The sequence below is a fragment of the Streptomyces sp. NPDC051740 genome, from assembly GCF_044453165.1.
GTDB lineage: Bacteria > Actinomycetota > Actinomycetes > Streptomycetales > Streptomycetaceae > Streptomyces > Streptomyces atrovirens.
In genome coordinates, this window is the sequence record NZ_JBITCL010000017.1 from 15,342 (window position 1) to 32,283 (window position 16,942).

At 71.5% G+C, this 16,942-nt stretch carries 16 protein-coding genes and 1 pseudogene; 13 read left to right on the top strand and 4 right to left on the bottom strand.

All coding sequences use genetic code 11. The features are described from left to right. Positions 1-208: 208 nt before the first annotated feature. The 8 genes and pseudogenes from ACIA6T_RS25575 to ACIA6T_RS25610 all read left to right on the top strand — a co-directional run. A pseudogene (locus ACIA6T_RS25575) lies at positions 209-430 on the top strand (hypothetical protein); the annotation flags it as partial. A 145-nt stretch (positions 431-575) separates the two neighbouring features. Further along, positions 576-1,847 carry a phosphatase PAP2 family protein gene (locus ACIA6T_RS25580; RefSeq protein WP_399448800.1) on the top strand — a complete coding sequence of 424 codons (1,272 nt, stop codon included), beginning with the start codon at positions 576-578 and terminating at the stop codon, positions 1,845-1,847. Between the two features lie 141 nt (positions 1,848-1,988). Further along, positions 1,989-2,210 (top strand): hypothetical protein, encoded by a 222-nt coding sequence (locus ACIA6T_RS25585; protein ID WP_399448801.1) that lies wholly within the window; start codon positions 1,989-1,991, stop codon positions 2,208-2,210. A 3-nt stretch (positions 2,211-2,213) separates the two neighbouring features. After that, a complete protein-coding gene (locus ACIA6T_RS25590; protein ID WP_399448802.1) occupies positions 2,214-2,846 on the top strand; it encodes a DUF6000 family protein in 633 nt (210 codons plus the stop codon). A 456-nt stretch (positions 2,847-3,302) separates the two neighbouring features. After that, positions 3,303-4,031 (top strand): glycoside hydrolase family 11 protein, encoded by a 729-nt coding sequence (locus ACIA6T_RS25595; RefSeq protein ID WP_399448804.1) that lies wholly within the window; start codon positions 3,303-3,305, stop codon positions 4,029-4,031. Positions 4,032-4,361: 330 nt separating this feature from the next. Next, positions 4,362-6,527, top strand: a complete 2,166-nt coding sequence (locus tag ACIA6T_RS25600; protein ID WP_399448805.1) for an MMPL family transporter — start codon at positions 4,362-4,364, stop codon at positions 6,525-6,527. Positions 6,528-6,533: 6 nt separating this feature from the next. Continuing rightward, a complete protein-coding gene (locus ACIA6T_RS25605; RefSeq protein WP_399448806.1) occupies positions 6,534-7,712 on the top strand; it encodes a histidine kinase in 1,179 nt (392 codons plus the stop codon). Position 7,713: 1 nt separating this feature from the next. After that, complete coding sequence (locus tag ACIA6T_RS25610; RefSeq protein WP_399448807.1) at positions 7,714-8,361, top strand: response regulator; 648 nt, start codon at positions 7,714-7,716, stop codon at positions 8,359-8,361. A gap of 647 nt (positions 8,362-9,008) precedes the next feature. On the opposite strand, the gene ychF is transcribed toward ACIA6T_RS25610, so the two are convergent. Then, positions 9,009-10,097: a redox-regulated ATPase YchF gene (ychF, locus tag ACIA6T_RS25615; protein ID WP_399448808.1), complete on the bottom strand. Its 1,089-nt coding sequence runs from the start codon at positions 10,095-10,097 to the stop codon at positions 9,009-9,011. A gap of 182 nt (positions 10,098-10,279) precedes the next feature. Between ychF and ACIA6T_RS25620 the strand changes: the two genes are divergently transcribed. Next, a complete protein-coding gene (locus ACIA6T_RS25620) occupies positions 10,280-10,882 on the top strand; it encodes a DUF6542 domain-containing protein (protein ID WP_399448810.1) in 603 nt (200 codons plus the stop codon). A 6-nt stretch (positions 10,883-10,888) separates the two neighbouring features. Here the strand turns inward: ACIA6T_RS25620 and ppgK are convergent, their stop codons facing one another. Both ppgK and ACIA6T_RS25630 read right to left on the bottom strand, forming a co-directional pair. Beyond that, positions 10,889-11,635, bottom strand: a complete 747-nt coding sequence (gene ppgK, locus ACIA6T_RS25625; RefSeq protein WP_399448812.1) for a polyphosphate--glucose phosphotransferase — start codon at positions 11,633-11,635, stop codon at positions 10,889-10,891. A 71-nt stretch (positions 11,636-11,706) separates the two neighbouring features. Next, positions 11,707-12,726 carry a 4-hydroxy-3-methylbut-2-enyl diphosphate reductase gene (locus tag ACIA6T_RS25630; RefSeq protein ID WP_399448814.1) on the bottom strand — a complete coding sequence of 340 codons (1,020 nt, stop codon included), beginning with the start codon at positions 12,724-12,726 and terminating at the stop codon, positions 11,707-11,709. A gap of 65 nt (positions 12,727-12,791) precedes the next feature. On the opposite strand from ACIA6T_RS25630, the gene xseA reads away from it, so the two are divergent. The 3 genes from xseA (at position 12,792) to ACIA6T_RS25645 (ending at position 15,011) form a co-directional block, all read left to right on the top strand. After that, the gene (gene xseA, locus ACIA6T_RS25635; RefSeq protein ID WP_399448815.1) at positions 12,792-14,015 is read left to right on the top strand and encodes an exodeoxyribonuclease VII large subunit; all 1,224 of its coding nucleotides are present in this window, start codon (positions 12,792-12,794) and stop codon (positions 14,013-14,015) included. Then, complete coding sequence (locus ACIA6T_RS25640) at positions 14,012-14,266, top strand: exodeoxyribonuclease VII small subunit (RefSeq protein WP_399448816.1); 255 nt, start codon at positions 14,012-14,014, stop codon at positions 14,264-14,266. The genes xseA and ACIA6T_RS25640 overlap by 4 nt, the downstream gene beginning before the upstream one ends. Before the next feature lie 154 nt (positions 14,267-14,420). Beyond that, complete coding sequence (locus ACIA6T_RS25645; RefSeq protein WP_073932252.1) at positions 14,421-15,011, top strand: malonic semialdehyde reductase; 591 nt, start codon at positions 14,421-14,423, stop codon at positions 15,009-15,011. 162 nt (positions 15,012-15,173) lie between these two features. Here ACIA6T_RS25645 and ACIA6T_RS25650 read toward each other — a convergent pair whose 3' ends face one another. Beyond that, positions 15,174-15,698 (bottom strand): DUF4245 domain-containing protein, encoded by a 525-nt coding sequence (locus ACIA6T_RS25650; RefSeq protein ID WP_399448817.1) that lies wholly within the window; start codon positions 15,696-15,698, stop codon positions 15,174-15,176. 126 nt (positions 15,699-15,824) lie between these two features. Here ACIA6T_RS25650 and glpX point away from each other — a divergent pair, with 126 nt between their 5' ends. After that, positions 15,825-16,859, top strand: a complete 1,035-nt coding sequence (glpX, locus tag ACIA6T_RS25655) for a class II fructose-bisphosphatase (RefSeq protein ID WP_399448818.1) — start codon at positions 15,825-15,827, stop codon at positions 16,857-16,859. Positions 16,860-16,942: the final 83 nt, after the last annotated feature.

Here is a 16,942-nt window from a genome sequence, read left to right on the forward strand (position 1 = left end):
CTGTACGCACGGTTTCCGGGCACCGCGGGCCGTCCCGGCGGAGGTTACCCGCGGGGTCCTGTACGCACGGTTTCCGGACACCGCGGGCCGTCCCGGCGGAGGTTACCCGCGGGGTCCTGTACGCACGTACGGGCCGGGCGCGGCAGCGGTGCCGTCAGGCGTCGAAGGCCGTGGCGCGGGCGCGCTTCTCCCAGGCCAGGACCTCCGCACGGCCCTGGTCGCCGGCCTCGGCATCTGCCTGGTGGCCGCGGGCAACGCCCCTCTGATCACCCTCGGCGACGTCACGACCCGCCCGGTCCACGGCCTCTCCCCGAGCCGGTACGTCCTGGCCCGGCGGACGGAGGACGGCTCCCGTCCCCTGGTCCGGGGGTACGCGGAGGCGTGCCGCCGGGCGACGGGGCAGCCACGGGCCGGGCGAGGTCGGCCCTGACTCACATCGGACCCACAGGGTGCCGTTAGCATGTGCGGACCCAGGACGACCACCCGATCACCCGATCACCCGATCTTCACCCACAGACCAGGCAGTGAAAACGGAACCAAGCCGAATACCGGCGCACCTACGTCAGCCGCGGGCGATGCCGTGGGCGGCCGCGGGTGTCGTGACCCTCGGATTCCTCATAGCGCTGGAATCCACCGCGCGCCGCTACGGCCTGCCGGGGCCGATCACCCACCACGCACGCGAGGTGATCTTCGCCCCCGACTCGGGACCGCTGCTGTACGCCGGTCTCGCGTTGGCGATGGTGGTGCTCACCTGGCGGCAACGGCTCCTCGCGGCGGGCGCGGCGATCGGCATCGACGTCGTCTTCTTCCTGGTGCGGTGGGCGGCCGACGCCGAGATGAACTTCGGCAACGGCGCACTGTGGGTGGTCCTGGGCATCGCGGTCGTCGCCGTCACCCGCCGTACCGGCCCGGAACGCCTGCTGCTGCTGAAGGGCACCGGACTCGGCCTGCTCCTGGTGGCCGGCCACAAGACGGGCGACACCTGGCTGCTCATCACGTCGAAGACCCGCCCGACGGTGCTCGACCCGTACGTCGCGCTCGCCGACCGCGCGCTGGGCGACCCGTCGTGGCTGGCCGGCCGGATCGTCGAGGCGACGGAACCGATCGGCCCCTTCCTCCTCCACGTGGTCTACGGCCAGCTCCCGCTGGCGGCGGCGCTCGTCGGGCTGTACCAGCTGCGCCACGTGGCGGTGGAACGCCGCTTCCCGGCCCACCACCTGGTGCGCACCTTCCTGGTCATCGGTCTGCTCGGACCGGCCGTCTACATGATCTTCCCGGTCGTCGGGCCGGTCTACGCCTACGGCGCCGACGGCGGCCAGTGGGCGGTGGGCCACCTGTGGCCGGACACGCTGCCGTCCATCGGCACCCCGCGCCCGATCCCGTTCGACGGGATCACCCCGCGCAACTGCATGCCCAGCCTGCACACCGCGTGGGCCGTCACCCTCTTCGTCCATACCCGCAAGGGCTCGCGGGCGATGCGCTGGGCGGGCACGTTCTGGCTGGTCGCCACCCTCTCGGCCACGCTGGGCTTCGGCTACCACTACGGCGTGGACCTCGTCGCCGGCGTGGTGTTCGCGCTCACGATCGAGGCGGCGATGCGTTCGCTCGCACGCGGCTGGGACCGGTCGGCCACCTGGCTGGTCGCCTACGGCACGACGGTCTTCACCGTGCTCCTGGCGTCGTACCACCGGCTGCCGCTGCAGATGGCCGAGTACCCGTGGGCGTTCGGCCCCCTCCTCGTCCTGGCGATGGCCTCGGTGATCTACGGCTACGCACGCACCACCGCGCTGTGGGAGACGACGGCCGCACCGGCCCTGCGACGGGCACCGCAGCCGGAACCCGCCTGAGTGGCGTGACGGGACGTCGGGCACCGGCCGGCATCGACAGCACCGGCCCGGTGAGCGAACGCTGACCCGCATGACGCACCGCTACCTCACGGTCCCGGAGGTCACCGGGTCGGCGCGACGGCTGACCGCCCGGTTCCCCAGGTGATCCTCTACTCCCAGTTCTGGCGAGTGGACGCCGGCCGCACGTACGGCGTCTCCGACACCGGCCTGGACCGGGAACTCGACCGGACCGCGCCCTGGGAGCATCTGGTCGAGGAGTCCCGCGCCTGGTCCCCGCTGGAAGCCTCCGGAGCCCCCGCCGGCGACGACATCTTCGTCGCCCCCACCTGGATCGACCGTACCGACCTGCACCCGGAGAGGTGACCGATGCCGTCCCAGCACCCCGAGGGGATCGGCTACGGCTACGTGATCGAGCGCTACGTGACGAGGAAGGACTCGGGCCGCCCGCGCTACCTCGACCTGAAGAGCGGTCGCGTCCTGCGGCCCGGGTGGCCGCACGCCGAACGCTTCACCCGCCACCTCATCGACGACGCGGCCACGATCACCGACGCCGAACTGGAGGCCCTCCTCGGCTACGAATGGCGCTCACGCCTCACCGCCGCCTGGCTGATCGGCGCGGCCCGACGCGTCACGTTCCGCGAGCGTCTCGGCGACCTGCTCCTGGCCAGCGATTTCTGCTTCTCCGGCAGCGCCTACTGCTTCGCCCTGGCCCGCTTCGGCACCCACGCCGACGCCGAGGTCCTCACCGCCTACCTCGACCACTACCTCCCCCGCACCGACCTCCGCTACGACCAACCCGCCGCCCTCGGCGCCCTCCTCCACCTCGACGACCGCCTCGGCGCCCACCGCGCGGTTCGCTTCACCCAGCCCGACGGCCTCCGGGACCGGTGGGTCGACGCCCTGGCCCACCTCCGCGACGACGCCGGCTACACCCCTGCCGAGCAGCGCCGCCGGACGGACCTCCAGTGCGGCTTCGCCGACGGCTGGACCCGGCCGTAGCCACCTGGCTGCGCAGCTCCTCCCGGGCATCTGGGAACACGAGGGGCCAGACCGTGGGGGCTCACCCCTGACCCGGGGTTGCGCCCTCCGGCCTCCCTCTCGGCAGACCGAAGGCATGGCCGACACCGGCACGCCGGCGGAGTGCCGCAGCTCCCCTCTCCCGCCTTCGAAACTTTCGGATCGACCGTACACACTTGCGCCCCGAGCATCCCCGAACCCTCCTCCTCCCCCCATACCGGTCCGCGTGATCGGTTACTTGAACAGGGAAGACACACGCGTCAAGCATCCCTTCGGGCGCGGAGATGTTTCCGAAAGAATGCCGAAACTGTTGACAGGCCCATGAAGCCCTCAGAAAACTAAGGCCGCCGGAGCAGAAGAGCGCGTTCCATGCAAGGCCGCCGGGCGGCAGAAGGCCGCGCGGTCCCCCACCTGCCTTCATCGGAAGGAAGCAGCAGCATGCACCAGGACGGCACGCAGCAGGACCAGACCCAGCAGACGATCGTTCCCCCCGGCCTGAGCCGTCGGGGCTTCCTCGCCGGCACCGCCGGCGGCGCCGCCGCGCTGGCCACCGCGTCCGGGCTGCTACTCCCCGGCACCGCCCACGCCGCCACCACCATCACCACCAACCAGACCGGCTACGACGGCATGTACTACACGTTCTGGACCGACGGCGGCGGCTCGGTCTCCATGACCCTCAACGGCGGCGGCAGCTACAGCACCAGGTGGACCAACTGCGGCAACTTCGTCGCGGGCAAGGGCTGGGCCAACGGCGGGCGCAGGACGGTCCGTTACACCGGGTACTTCAACCCGTCGGGCAACGGCTACGGCTGTCTCTACGGCTGGACCTCGAACCCGCTGGTCGAGTACTACATCGTCGACAACTGGGGCAGCTACCGGCCCACCGGCGAGTACAGGGGCACCGTCCACAGCGACGGCGGCACGTACGACATCTACAGGACGACGCGGTACAACGCCCCCTCCGTCGAGGGCACCCGCACCTTCGACCAGTACTGGAGCGTCCGCCAGTCGAAGGTGACCAGCGGCTCCGGCACCATCACCACCGGCAACCACTTCGACGCCTGGGCCCGCGCGGGCATGAACCTCGGCCAGTTCAAGTACTACATGGTCATGGCGACCGAGGGCTACCAGAGCAGCGGCAGCTCGAACATCACCGTCAGCGGCTGACGCCGGCCTCCGGGGCCGGCACCGTCGCGGCGAAGGAGCCGACCCCGAACGGGTCGGCTCCTTCGTGAGCTGTGCGTACGGCAGTAGGAGCGCGTCACACGTTGAAGCGGAATGCCTGCGGCCCGACCCTGATCTGCGACGGAGCCCCGTCCGGGGTTCTGACCAGTTACTTCCCCGTTGGCACCTGTTGGTTCCCGATGACTGTTTGCGAGTGTCCTGCGGACCGACTGCGGACCAGCAGGTTGAACCTCGTGTCCACCGGTCGGTGGACACGAGGTTCAACCTGCTGGTCCTCATGCCGCCCCTGGCCTCGCGACCAGCATCAATGTCATGACCAACATCTCCGTAAGGATGGCGCGCTGGAGCGCCCTCCACCCCTGGCGGGCGATCATCGGCTGGCTCGTCTTCGTGGTGCTGTGCCTCGGCGCAGGGATCACGGCCGGAACCCACCAAGCAACCACCGAGGACTACTGGGTCGGCGAGGCCGGCCGGGCCGAGCAGCTGGCGACCGAGGCCGGGCTGCAGCGCAAGCCGGTCGAGCACGTCACGATCCGCGGCGGCGACGGCACCGAGGCCGCGGCCCGGGACGTCGCCGCGCGGATGGCGAAGCTGCCGGAAGTCGCGAGCGTCGCCGATCCGGTGCGCTCGCGCGACGGCGACACCGTCCGCGTGTCGGTGACCCTCAAGGGCCCCGAGCTAGAGGGCAAGAAGAACGTCGTCCCGCTGCTGGCGGAGACCGAGAAGGTGGCGAAGGCCCACCCTGATCTGAAGATCGAGGAGACCGGCTCCCCCGCGATCAGCAAAGGCGTCAACGACCAGCGCGACGAGGATCTCGCCCTCTCGGAGCGGATCTCGCTGCCGGTCACGCTGATCACGCTGCTGGTCGTCTTCGGCTCGGCGGTGATGGCCGGGGTGCCGCTGCTGCTGGCGCTGACCTCGATCACCGCGGCGATGGGCCTCAACATGCTGGCCTCGCACCTGATCCCGGACGCGGGCGTGGGCACGAACCTGATCCTCCTGATCGGCCTGGCGGTCGGCGTCGACTACACGCTCTTCTACCTCAAGCGGGAGCGCGAGGAGCGGGCACGCGCGGGCGGGCGGCTTACGTCGGAGGCGCTGGTGGAGCTGGCGGCGGCGACGGCCGGGCGGTCGATCGTGATCTCCGGGCTCGCGGTGATCGCGTCCACGGCCACCCTCTATCTCGCCACCGATGTGATCTTCTCTTCGCTCGCCACGGGCACCGTCCTGGTCGTCGCCGTGGCGGTGGCGAGCTCGCTGACTGTGCTGCCGGCTCTGCTGGTGAAGCTCGGCCGGCGCACCGAGCGCCGGGCCGCGCAGCGGGCACGGAAGGGGAAGGCGCCGCGCGCCGAACGGGCCGAGACCGGGCGGTTCTTCGCCGCCCTGCTGCGGCCCGCGCAGCGGCGCCCGGTGGCGACGCTGGTCGTCTCCGTACTCGCGCTGCTGGCGCTGGCGATGCCCGTGCTGCAGATGAAGCTGATCGACCCGGGGCGGGACACCTTCTCCCGCGACATCCCTGCGATGCAGGCGTACGACCGGCTGACCGCGGACTTTCCCGAGCTGCTGGTGAAGCACGAGGTGGTGGTGCGGAACGCGCCCGGGCAGGAGGGCGAGGCACGGCGGGCGCTGACCGAGCTGGATGAGCACGCGCAGGCAGACGCACTCTTCACGAAGCATGCCGTGCCCTCGCTGCGCACATCCGCGGACGGCCGTACCAGCGTTCTGGAGCTGTCCGTGCCGCACCCCGCCCAGGCCGACGAGGCGGTCCGGTCGCTGGAGCGGCTGCGGGACGTCTACATCCCGGCCACCACCTGGGAGCTGCGGGGCGCCGAGACCGCCGTCAGCGGCGATGTCGCGCGCGGTCAGGACTATGTGCACCACGAGCGCGGCAAGCTGCCGTTGATGCTCGGGGCGCTGCTGCTGGTGACGTTCCTGATGACGGTGTGGGCGTTCCGCTCGGTGGTGATCGGCCTCCTCGGCGTCGTACTGAACCTTCTCTCCGCGGCCGCCGCGCTCGGGCTGATGGTGGCGGTCTTCCAGGGAACCTGGGCGGAGACCTTGCTGGGCTTCGACTCGATCGGCGCGATTGCGTCCCGGGTGCCGCTGTTCCTCTTCGTGATCCTCTTCGGGCTCTCGATGGACTACCAGGTGTTCGTGGTCAGCCGGATCCAGGAGGCTCGGCAGCGCGGTCTTTCCTCCCGCGAGGCGGTGCTGGACGGCATCGGGAAGTCGGCGAAGGTGGTCACCAGCGCGGCGATCGTCATGGTCACGGTCTTCGGCGGCTTCGTCGCCCTGCACCTGGCGGAGATGAAGCAGATGGGCTTCTGCCTCGCAGTGGCGGTGCTGCTGGACGCGGTGATGATCCGGATGATGGTGCTGCCGGCCGCGCTGCTGCTGCTCGACGACCGGGCGTGGTGGCCGTCGCGCCGGGCCGCGGCCCGCGTCGCGCGGACCGAGCCGGCCGTGCCCGTAGGCTGACGCGGCATGAGCAGCGAACCGCGGCAGCCCGAGGAAACCATCGGCATACGCGGGCTCCGCCGTTGGTACGACGCCTGCTGGGTGTTCCTCGGGCTGTCCCCCTCGGCCATCGCCCTGCACGACGGCGGCCGGACGGGCTGGTTGTCGGCGGCGGTGCTCGCCGTACTCGGCGTGAGCTACGGGCTGCTGCGGCTGTGGCCGGGCGACCGGCCGGTGCGACCGCTCGTCTTCCTGTGGCTGCTGATCCCCGCGCTCGGAGCGATGGCGGCGCTGCCGGGCGGCGGGGCGGCGCTGCTGATCGTGTCGCTGCCGATGTTCTGGATCTACGCGGACGGGCCCCGCCGCGCGGTCGCGCTCAGCGGCGCGGCCACCGCCGCCACCGTCCTCGGCGGCGTCGCCGACCAGGGCTGGAGCCCGGACTTCGGCACCGGCAACGCCACCGCCGCCCTCATCGGCTACGCCACGGGCTCGCTGCTCGGGCTCTGGCTGCACCACATCGCCACCCGCAACGACGCCCGCGCCGAGCGGCTGGGCGCCGAACTCGAGGACGCACAGCAGAAGTTGGCGGAGGCACACCGCCGCGAGGGCGCCGCCGCGGAGCGCGAGCGGCTGGCGCGGGAGATCCACGACACGCTCGCGCAGGGCTTCGCCTCCATCGTGGTGCTGACGGAGGCGGCCCGTACGTCGCTGGAGTCCGACCCGGCACGCGGGGCGCAGCAGCTGCGCTCCATCGAGCAGACAGCCCGCGAGAACCTGGCGGAGGCCCGCGCCCTGGTCGGCTCGGCCCCGCGGACCGGCGCGTCCGCCGACGCGCTGCGCCGGACCCTGGAGCGCTTCACCGAGGACACCGGCATCCCGGTGACGGCCGAGCTGCCCGAGCACGGCCTCGAGTTCGACCAGACCACCCGCATCGCCCTGCTGCGCTGCACCCAGGAGTCCCTGGCCAACGTCCGCAAGCACGCCGCCGCCACCGCCGTCGGCGTCGTGCTCAGCGCCGGCCCCGACGCGGTCGAGCTCGAAATCACCGACGACGGCCGCGGCTTCCGCGTCGACGAGGCGAGCGGCTTCGGCTTGGACGGCATGCGCCGAAGACTCGCCGAACTCGGCGGCGAGCTCACCCTCACCAGCTCCCCCGGCGACGGCACCCGCGTCCTCGCCGTACTCCCCGCGAAAGGTCAGGAGTGACATGACGGACGAGCCCAAGCTGCGCATCATCGTGGCCGACGACCACACCGTCATGCGCTCCGGACTGGTGGCACTGCTTTCCGCGGAGCCGTCCATCGAGATCGTCGGCGAGGCGGGCGACGGCCGCGCGGCGGTGTCGCTGGTCGGCGAGGTACGGCCGGACGTGGTGCTGCTCGACCTGCGGATGCCGGTGCTCGACGGGGTCGGCGCCACGGAGCGGATCGTGGCGGAGCACTCCGGCACCCGGGTGCTGATCCTCACCACGTACGACACCGACGCCGAGATCGAGCGCGCGGTGGAGGCCGGCGCGACCGGCTATCTGCTGAAGGACGCCACCCGGGAGCGCCTGGTGGAGGCGATCCACGCGGCCCACCGCGGCGAGACGGTGCTGGCGCCGCGGGTCGCCCAGCGGCTGGTGGCGCGGATGCGCCGGCCGGCGCCGGTGGAGCTGACCAGCCGGGAGGTGGACGTACTGACCGCGGTCGCCGACGGGCTGTCGAACGCGCAGATCGGCGAGCGCCTCTTCATCGCCGAGGCGACGGTGAAGACCCACCTGCTACGGGTCTTCGCCAAGCTCGACGTCAGCGACCGCACCCGGGCCGTGGTGGTGGCGATGGAGCAGGGCCTGCTGCGGCGAACGGGCACATGACGCTCGGGGCGGCGTCCACTGCGAGGGCCGCGGTGCAACGCGAATGACACAAGCGGCCTGCGGGGCGAGACCCGCCCCGCAGGCGCGCCGGCCCGGTGGGGGCGTTCGGCCGCGCACGGTGCGCGCCGGCCGGATGCACGCGAGTGGCGGTTGGTACGGGATGCGGCGGCCGAGGAACGCGGCTGCGCGGTCAAGGACCGGAGTGAAGTCTCCCCGGGGTCTCGGACACGTCATCGCCATGCTGCGAGGGCGTGCTGTTGCCGCCGCCTGGTCCCGGCCGGGGTGACGGCTTTCCCCCTCCTGTCGGCAGGCTTGGTCAAGCCGATGCTTCCGACCTGCCGGCTTCCGGGTCGAGCTCCCCGGCTTTCCGAGACGGGAAACCCGGCAGGCACCCGTTCATCAGGGACCCGGCATCTCAGGAGCAACAGCCCCGGCCGAGGGGGCGTTCGCAGACACTCGCTCCGCTCTCGTAGCTCCGCCGTAACCCCAGGTCAGAGCAGTTCCCGCGGCTCTCAGCGAGTCAGCCCAGCCCCAGGAACAGCCGGAAACAGCCTGCGGAAACAGGAAGGGGCCAGACCTTACGATCTGGCCCCTGAGCTGGGGTTCCGCTCTCTGACCAGCGGTTCAGCCGGTCAACGAATCACCCGCTACACGTTGAAGCGGAACTCCACCACGTCCCCGTCCTGCATGACGTACTCCTTGCCCTCCATACGGGCCTTGCCCTTGGCGCGGGCCTCCGCCACCGAGCCGGTCTCCACCAGGTCGGCGAAGGAGATGACCTCCGCCTTGATGAAGCCCTTCTGGAAGTCGGTGTGGATGACACCGGCGGCCTCGGGGGCGGTGGCGCCCTTCTTGATGGTCCAGGCGCGGGATTCCTTCGGTCCTGCCGTGAGGTAGGTCTGCAGGCCGAGGGTGCGGAAGCCGACGTGGGCGAGGGTGGCGAGGCCGGGCTCGTCCTGGCCGACGGACTGGAGGAGTTCGAGGGCCTCGTCCTCGTCCAGCTCGGCGAGGTCCGCCTCCAGCTTGGCGTTGAGGAAGATCGCCTCGGCGGGGGCGACCAGGGCGCGCTGCTCGTCCTTGAAGTCCTCGTCGGTCAGCTCGTCCTCGTCGACGTTGAAGACGTAGAGGAAGGGCTTCGTCGTGAGGAGGTGCAGGTCGTGGAGGGGTTCCGCGCGCTCGGTGCCCTGGACGATGCCCTGGGAGAAGAGGGTGTCGCCCTTCTCCAGGATCTCCTTGGCCTCCTCGACCGCCTTGACCTTCGGCGCGACGTCCTTCTTGATCCGCGACTCCTTCTGGAGGCGGGGAAGGACCTTCTCGATGGTCTGGAGGTCGGCGAGGATCAGCTCGGTGTTGATCGTCTCGATGTCGTCCTTCGGCGAGACCTTGCCGTCGACGTGCACGACGTTCTCGTCCTTGAAGGCGCGGATGACCTGGCAGATCGCGTCGGACTCGCGGATGTTCGCGAGGAACTTGTTGCCGAGGCCCTCGCCCTCCGACGCGCCGCGCACGATGCCGGCGATGTCGACGAAGTCGACCGTGGCCGGGAGGACCCGCTGGGAGCCGAAGATCTCGGCCAGCTTGGTGAGGCGGGGGTCGGGGACACCGACGACGCCGACGTTCGGCTCGATCGTGGCGAACGGGTAGTTGGCCGCCAGCACGTCGTTCTTGGTCAGGGCGTTGAACAGGGTCGACTTGCCGACATTCGGCAGACCGACGATTCCGATCGTGAGCGACACGTTGCGACTTCCCGTACGTGAGGATGGGGGACGAGGACCGGCCGACTGGGCTGTGTGGGCCGATCCACCAGTCTACGGCGTGGCCGCCCGCGACCCGGCGACCCGTCGAACGTCCGGCCGGACCGCGATCCCCGGCGTGTCTGACAGGCCGTTCGGCACATAAAACGACCTACGTTGGTGCAGTGGAGCAACACAGGACACGACCCGCGCGGTACGGACGGTACGGACCGCGACGTGACAGGCCGGCCGGGCCGGCCGAGCCGGCCAAGCCGCCGCTGCCTCCGCAGGCGGGGCGGGCGGCGGGAGGCGGGGTCGCGCGGCCCGCCCGGCCCGCCCGTGTGCCCGAGGGCCGGCCCGCTCCCCCGCCCGCGATCCGGCGGCTGCCCAACCCGCGGCTCACCGGGCTGGGCCTGAGCCTGTTCTGCGGGCTGGTGATGCTCGTCCTCGGTCTGCTGACCGAGGCCCTGTTCGGGGCGTCACAGACCGTGTACGGCGTGCTCTTCCTGCCGGTGTGCGTGCTGACCGCGCTGTGGGTGCGCGAGGGGGACCTGCTCATCGCGCCCGTCGTGGTGCCGATCGCCTTCGCCCTGGGGCTGGTCCCGCTCGCCGACGAGGGCGGCGGCGGCACCGCCGACCGGCTGATGGGAATGGTGACGGGCCTCGCCACCCAGGCCGGGTGGCTCTACGGCGGGACGCTGGCCGCGAGCCTGCTCGTGCTCGGCCGCAGGACGCGCCGGGTGCGCATGCTCAACCGGCGCGCCGCGCGGAACCGCCCCCGCCCCTGACGTCCCTCAGGCGCCCGTCGCCGCGCGCATCGCCGCGCCCACGATGCCCGCGTTGTTCTGGAGCTGGGCCGGGACGATCTCCGCCTCGATGCCCTGGATGCGGTCCAGGAACTTGTGGGACTTGCGGCTGACGCCACCGCCGATGATGAACAGCTCGGGCGAGAACAGCATCTCCACGTGGGCCAGGTACTTCTGCACCCGGTGCGCCCAGTCCTCCCACGACAGGTCGTGGTCCTCCCTGGCCTTGCTGGAGGCCCGCTTCTCCGCGTCGTGGCCGTTCAGCTCCAGATGGCCCAGCTCGCTGTTGGGGACGAGGACGCCGTCCACGAACAGGGCGCTGCCGATGCCGGTGCCGAAGGTCAGCAGGATCACCGTGCCCCGGTGGTGGCGTCCGGCGCCGAAGTGCATCTCGGCGACGCCGGCCGCGTCCGCGTCGTTGACCACCGTCACCGGCAGGCCGCCCAGCCGGTCGCCGAGCAGCACGCGCGCGTCGGTGTCGATCCAGCTCTTGTCGACGTTGGCCGCCGTACGGATCGTGGTGCCGCCGGTGACGACACCCGGGAAGGTGACCCCGACCGGTCCGGTCCAGCCGAAGTGGTCGACGACCTGTTTCACGCCGTCGGCCACCGCGTCCGGTGTGGCCGGGTGCGGGGTGAGGATCTTGTGGCGCTCCTGCGCCAGGTCCCCCTTGTCCAGGTCGACCGGGGCACCCTTGATCCCGGAACCGCCGATGTCCACGCCGAAGATCTGCATGGCCCTACGTTACGACGTACGACGGACAGTCACGTCAGGCGGTCTCCCTGACCGTCACACCCGCTCGGCCGTCACCGCGCGGAATCCGCCCCGGAGCCGCCGCGCTCGGCCACCAGGGCCGCCGCCTCCTCGCGCAGGTCGCGGCGGAGCTCCTTGGGCAGGGAGAAGATGATGGACTCCTCGGCGGCCTTGACCAGCTCGACGTCCTCGAAGCCGCGCCCCGACAGCCATTCCAGCACCTGCTCGACCAGGATCTCCGGCACCGAGGCGCCCGAGGTGACGCCGACCGCGGTCACGCCCTCCAGCCAGGCCTCGTCGATCTCGTCGGCGAAGTCCACCAGGTACGCCGCGCGGGCGCCGGCCAGCTTGGCGACCTCCACCAGCCGCTTGGAGTTGGAGGAGTTGCGCGAGCCGACCACGATCACCAGGTCCGCCTCGGCACCCATCTGCTTGACCGCGAGCTGGCGGTTCTGCGTGGCGTAGCAGATGTCGTCGCTGGGCGGGGAGATCAGCTGGGGGAACTTCTCCTTCAGCGCGTCGACGGTCTCCATGGTCTCGTCGACGCTCAACGTGGTCTGGGAGAGCCAGACGACCTTGGAGGGGTCGCGGACCTCGACCTTCGCGACGTCGTCCGGCCCGTCGACGAGCTGGATGTGGTCGGGGGCCTCGCCGGAGGTGCCGATGACCTCCTCGTGGCCCTCGTGGCCGATCAGGAGGATGTCGTAGTCGTCGTTCGCGAAACGGACGGCTTCCTTGTGGACCTTGGTGACCAGCGGGCAGGTGGCGTCGATGGTGGCGAGCCGGCCGCGCTCGGCCTCCTCGTGGACGACGGGGGCGACGCCGTGCGCGGAGAACATGACGATGTTGCCCGGGGGGACCTCCTCCGTCCGTTCGACGAAGATCGCGCCCTTCTTCTCCAGGGTCTGCACGACGTACTTGTTGTGCACGATCTCGTGCCGGACGTAGACGGGGGCCCCGTACTGCTCCAGGGCCTTCTCGACGGCGATCACGGCGCGGTCCACCCCCGCGCAGTAGCCACGGGGGGCGGCGAGCAGGACACGGCGGCCAGGCGAAGCGGTCATGCGTCCCATCGTAAGGCCGCGCTCGGGGGCGCGGTCACGGTGCGTTGTCGGTGGGGCGCACTACTCTCGCGGACATGGCTCTCAACACGTCTGCGGAAGCGCCGCTGCCCGTCGGTGAGGTGTCGCGGCTGATCGGGGGGTGGATCGACCGGCTCGGCGCGGTGTGGGTCGAGGGGCAGATCACCCAGCTGTCGCGGCGGCCTGGCGCCGGGGTGGTGTTCCTGACGCTGCGCGACCCGTCGCACGACATCTCGGTGGGCGTGACCTGCTACCGGCAGGTGTTCGACGCCGTCGCGGACGTGGTGAGCGAGGGCGCGCGGGTGGTGGTGCACTGCAAGCCGGAGTGGTACGCGCCGCGCGGTCAGCTGTCGCTCAGGGCCGCCGAGATCAAGCCGGTGGGGGTCGGGGAGCTGCTGGCGCGCCTCGAACAGCTGAAGAAGTCGCTCGCGCGGGAGGGTCTGTTCGCGCCGGAGCGGAAGAAGCCGCTGCCGTTCCTGCCGCGGCTGATCGGGCTGGTGTGCGGGCGCGCCTCGGCGGCCGAGCGGGACGTGCTGGAGAACGCCCGGCTGCGGTGGCCGGCCGTCCGTTTCGAGGTGCGCAACGTGCCCGTGCAGGGGGTGCACGCGGTGCCGCAGGTCGTCCAGGCCGTGAAGGAGCTGGACGCGGTCGACGACGTGGACGTGATCATCGTGGCGCGGGGCGGCGGCAGCGTGGAGGACCTGCTGCCGTTCTCCGACGAGCAGCTGGTGCGGGCGGTGGCGGCGTGCCGTACGCCGGTCGTCTCCGCGATCGGGCACGAGCCGGACAACCCGCTGCTCGACCACGTGGCCGACCTGCGCGCCTCCACGCCGACCGACGCCGCGAAGAAGGTGGTGCCGGACGTGGGCGAGGAGTACGAGCGGGTACGGCTGCTGAGCGACCGCGCGCGGCGCTCCGTCCGGGCGCTGCTGGACCGGGAGGAGCGCGGGCTGGCGCACGCGCTGGCCCGGCCCTCGCTGCAGGATCCGCACCGGATGGTCGACGCGCGCGCGGAGGAGGTCACGGCGCTGCTGGAGCGGAGCCGGCGCAGTCTGCGGTACCGGCTGGACCGGGCCGACTCCGAGCTGACGCACACGCACGCGCGCGTGGTGGCCCTGTCCCCCGCCGCGACGCTGAAGCGCGGGTACGCCGTGCTCCAGCGGGCGGACGGGCACGCGGTGCGGGATCCGGCCGAGGTGGAGGCCGGTGAGACCCTGCGGGCGCGGGTGTCCGAGGGCGAGTTCACAGTTCGAGTCGATACACAGAGGGTGGACGGATGACCGGCAGGACGGAGCAGACGGCGGCGGCCGAGGCGCTCGGGTACGAGCAGGCGCGGGACGAGCTGATCGAGGTCGTACGACGGCTGGAGGCGGGCGGTACGACGCTGGAGGAGTCCCTCGCGCTCTGGGAGCGGGGCGAGGAGCTGGCCGGGGTGTGCCGGCGCCGGCTGGAGGGGGCGCGGGCCCGGCTGGACGCGGCGCTCGCGGAGGAGAAGGAGGAGGGCGGGGCGGAGGACGCCGGGGAGGTCTGAGCTGTGAAGTGGATCACCTGGTTCCGGATTTAGTTGAGCGTTGAACTTCATAGGCGTACCGTCGGACCCGTCAACCGGTCCGTGGTTCCTGCACGGACGTCCGTGGCCCCTCCACGGACAGACGGGCCGACGTACCCCCCGAGAAGGTTCACGCATGTCACTCGCCCTTGACCCCGCCGCCCAGGACCTGCTGTTCCGCGAGGCGCGCACCGCCAACACGTTCACCGACGAGCCGGTGACCGACGAGCAGGTGCGGGCGATCTACGACCTGGTCAAGTACGGCCCCACCGCCTTCAACCAGAGCCCCCTGCGCGTCACCCTGGTCCGCTCCCCGGAGGCCCGCGAGCGTCTCGTCCGGCACATGGCGGAAGGCAACCAGGCCAAGACGGCCGCCGCCCCGCTGGTCGCCATCCTGTCCGCGGACAACGAGTTCCACGAGGAGCTCCCCGCCCTGCTCCCGCACTTCCCGCAGGCCAAGGACGCCTTCTTCAGCGAGCGCCCGGTGCGTGAGGGTTCCGCCGCGGTGAACGCCGCCCTCCAGGCCGCCTACTTCATCGTCGGTGTGCGCGCCGCGGGCCTGGCCGCCGGCCCGATGACCGGCCTCGACTTCGAGGGCCTCCGCAAGGAGTTCCTGGACGACGACCACACCCCGCTGATGGTCGTCAACATCGGCCGCCCCGGGCCGGACGCGTGGTTCCCGCGCTCCCCGCGCCTGGAGTACGAGCAGGTCGTCACGACCGTCTGAGCACCAGCACGGCGTATACGGGGCGGGGGGGGGGGGGGGGGGGGGGGGGGGGGGGGGGGGGGGGGGCGGCGCCGGGGCGCCCCCCCCCCCGGCCCGCCCCCCCCCCCCCCCCCCCCCCCCCCCCCCCCCCCCCCCCCCCCCCCACACGCGTCCACGTCCCGCTCACTCCGTGCGCAGCGCCCCGGCCATCTTCTCCAGCTGGCCGAAGGATGCCGTGCCGGTCACCACCGTGGTCGAGCCCTCGGCGTCCTCCAGCACCAGCGCGTCGTAGTGGTCGCCCTCGTAGCGCGTCCAGGTCCTGCCGTCGATCTGCCGCGTGGTCTCCGTCTTCGCGGCGCCCTGCGTCCTGTCCTCGATGAACGCCGACCGCTTGCCCGTGGACTGCTCGACCGCCACGTACTCCCCGTCGGGGGCACGGAAGCCGAGGTGCCAGGCCTCGGACTCGGTGCCCTTGTAGCGGACGGAGGTGGGCTTCCACGCCTCGGACAGGCCCTCCGGCGCGGCGACGGGGTAGGAGGCGGCCCTGCGGGCCGTGAGCAGGTCGATCCGGTAGTCGACCCGCTTGAGGTCGGGTTCGCCGTCCTCGTGCGGGATGAACAGCCAGACCACTCCCGCCACGAGCATGATGAGGGCCAGGGAAAGGATCATGTCCCGGGCCGTTTTCTGCACGCTCTTCGTTCCTGCCACGCCCCCTATCGTCGCAGGTGCCCGGTGCGCTCATCCGTGGGGGGCCCTGCTCATTTTGTCGGACTGGCGATAGAGTCGTGCCCCACACCCTCATCCGGCCGTCGTCGTACAGAAAGGTGCGCTCCGATGACCGAACACCATCACTTGCCGTCCGAGCTCGATGTCCCGTCCGAGGCCCCCGACCGCAACCTCGCCCTGGAACTCGTACGGGTGACCGAGGCAGCGGCCATGGCAGCCGGCCGCTGGGTAGGGCGCGGTGACAAGAACGGCGCCGACGGCGCCGCGGTGCGCGCCATGCGCACCCTCGTCTCCACCGTCTCGATGAACGGCGTCGTCGTCATCGGCGAGGGCGAGAAGGACGAGGCCCCGATGCTCTTCAACGGGGAGCGCGTGGGCGACGGGACCGGCCCGGAATGCGACATCGCCGTCGACCCGATCGACGGTACGACGCTGACCGCCAAGGGCATGACGAACGCCATCGCGGTGCTGGCCGCCGCCGAGCGCGGCTCGATGTTCGACCCGTCGGCCGTGTTCTACATGGACAAGCTGGTCACCGGCCCGGAGGCCGCCGACTTCGTCGACATCAACGCGCCGGTGAGCGTGAACATCCGCCGGGTCGCCAAGGCCAAGCGGGTCACCCCCGAGGACGTCACCGTGGTGATCCTCGACCGGCCGCGGCACGAGGGCATCATCAAGGAGATCCGGGAGACCGGGGCGCGCATCAAGCTGATCTCCGACGGCGACGTGGCCGGCTCGATCCTCGCGCTGCGCGAGGGCACGGGCATCGATCTGCTGCTCGGCGTCGGCGGCACCCCCGAGGGCATCATCTCGGCGTGCGCGGTGAAGTGCCTGGGCGGGACGATTCAGGGCAAGCTGTGGCCCAAGGACGACGAGGAACGGCAGCGGGCGGTCGACGCGGGGCACGATCTGGACCGGGTCCTGACGACCGACGACCTCGTCGCCGGGGAGAACGTGTTCTTCGTGGCGACCGGGATCACCGACGGGGAGTTGATGCGCGGGGTGCGGTACCGGCCGGAGACGGCCACGACCGATTCGATCGTGATGCGGTCGAAGTCGGGGACGGTCCGTCGGATCGACTCCGAGCACCGGCTCTCGAAGCTGCGGGCGTACAGCGCGATTGACTTCGATCGCGCCAAGTGAAACGCCGGTGCGTGGGGCTGCCTGCGGCGCGTGGGCGAGTGCGGGTGCGGGTGCGTGGTGGCTTGTCGCGCAGTTCCCCGCGC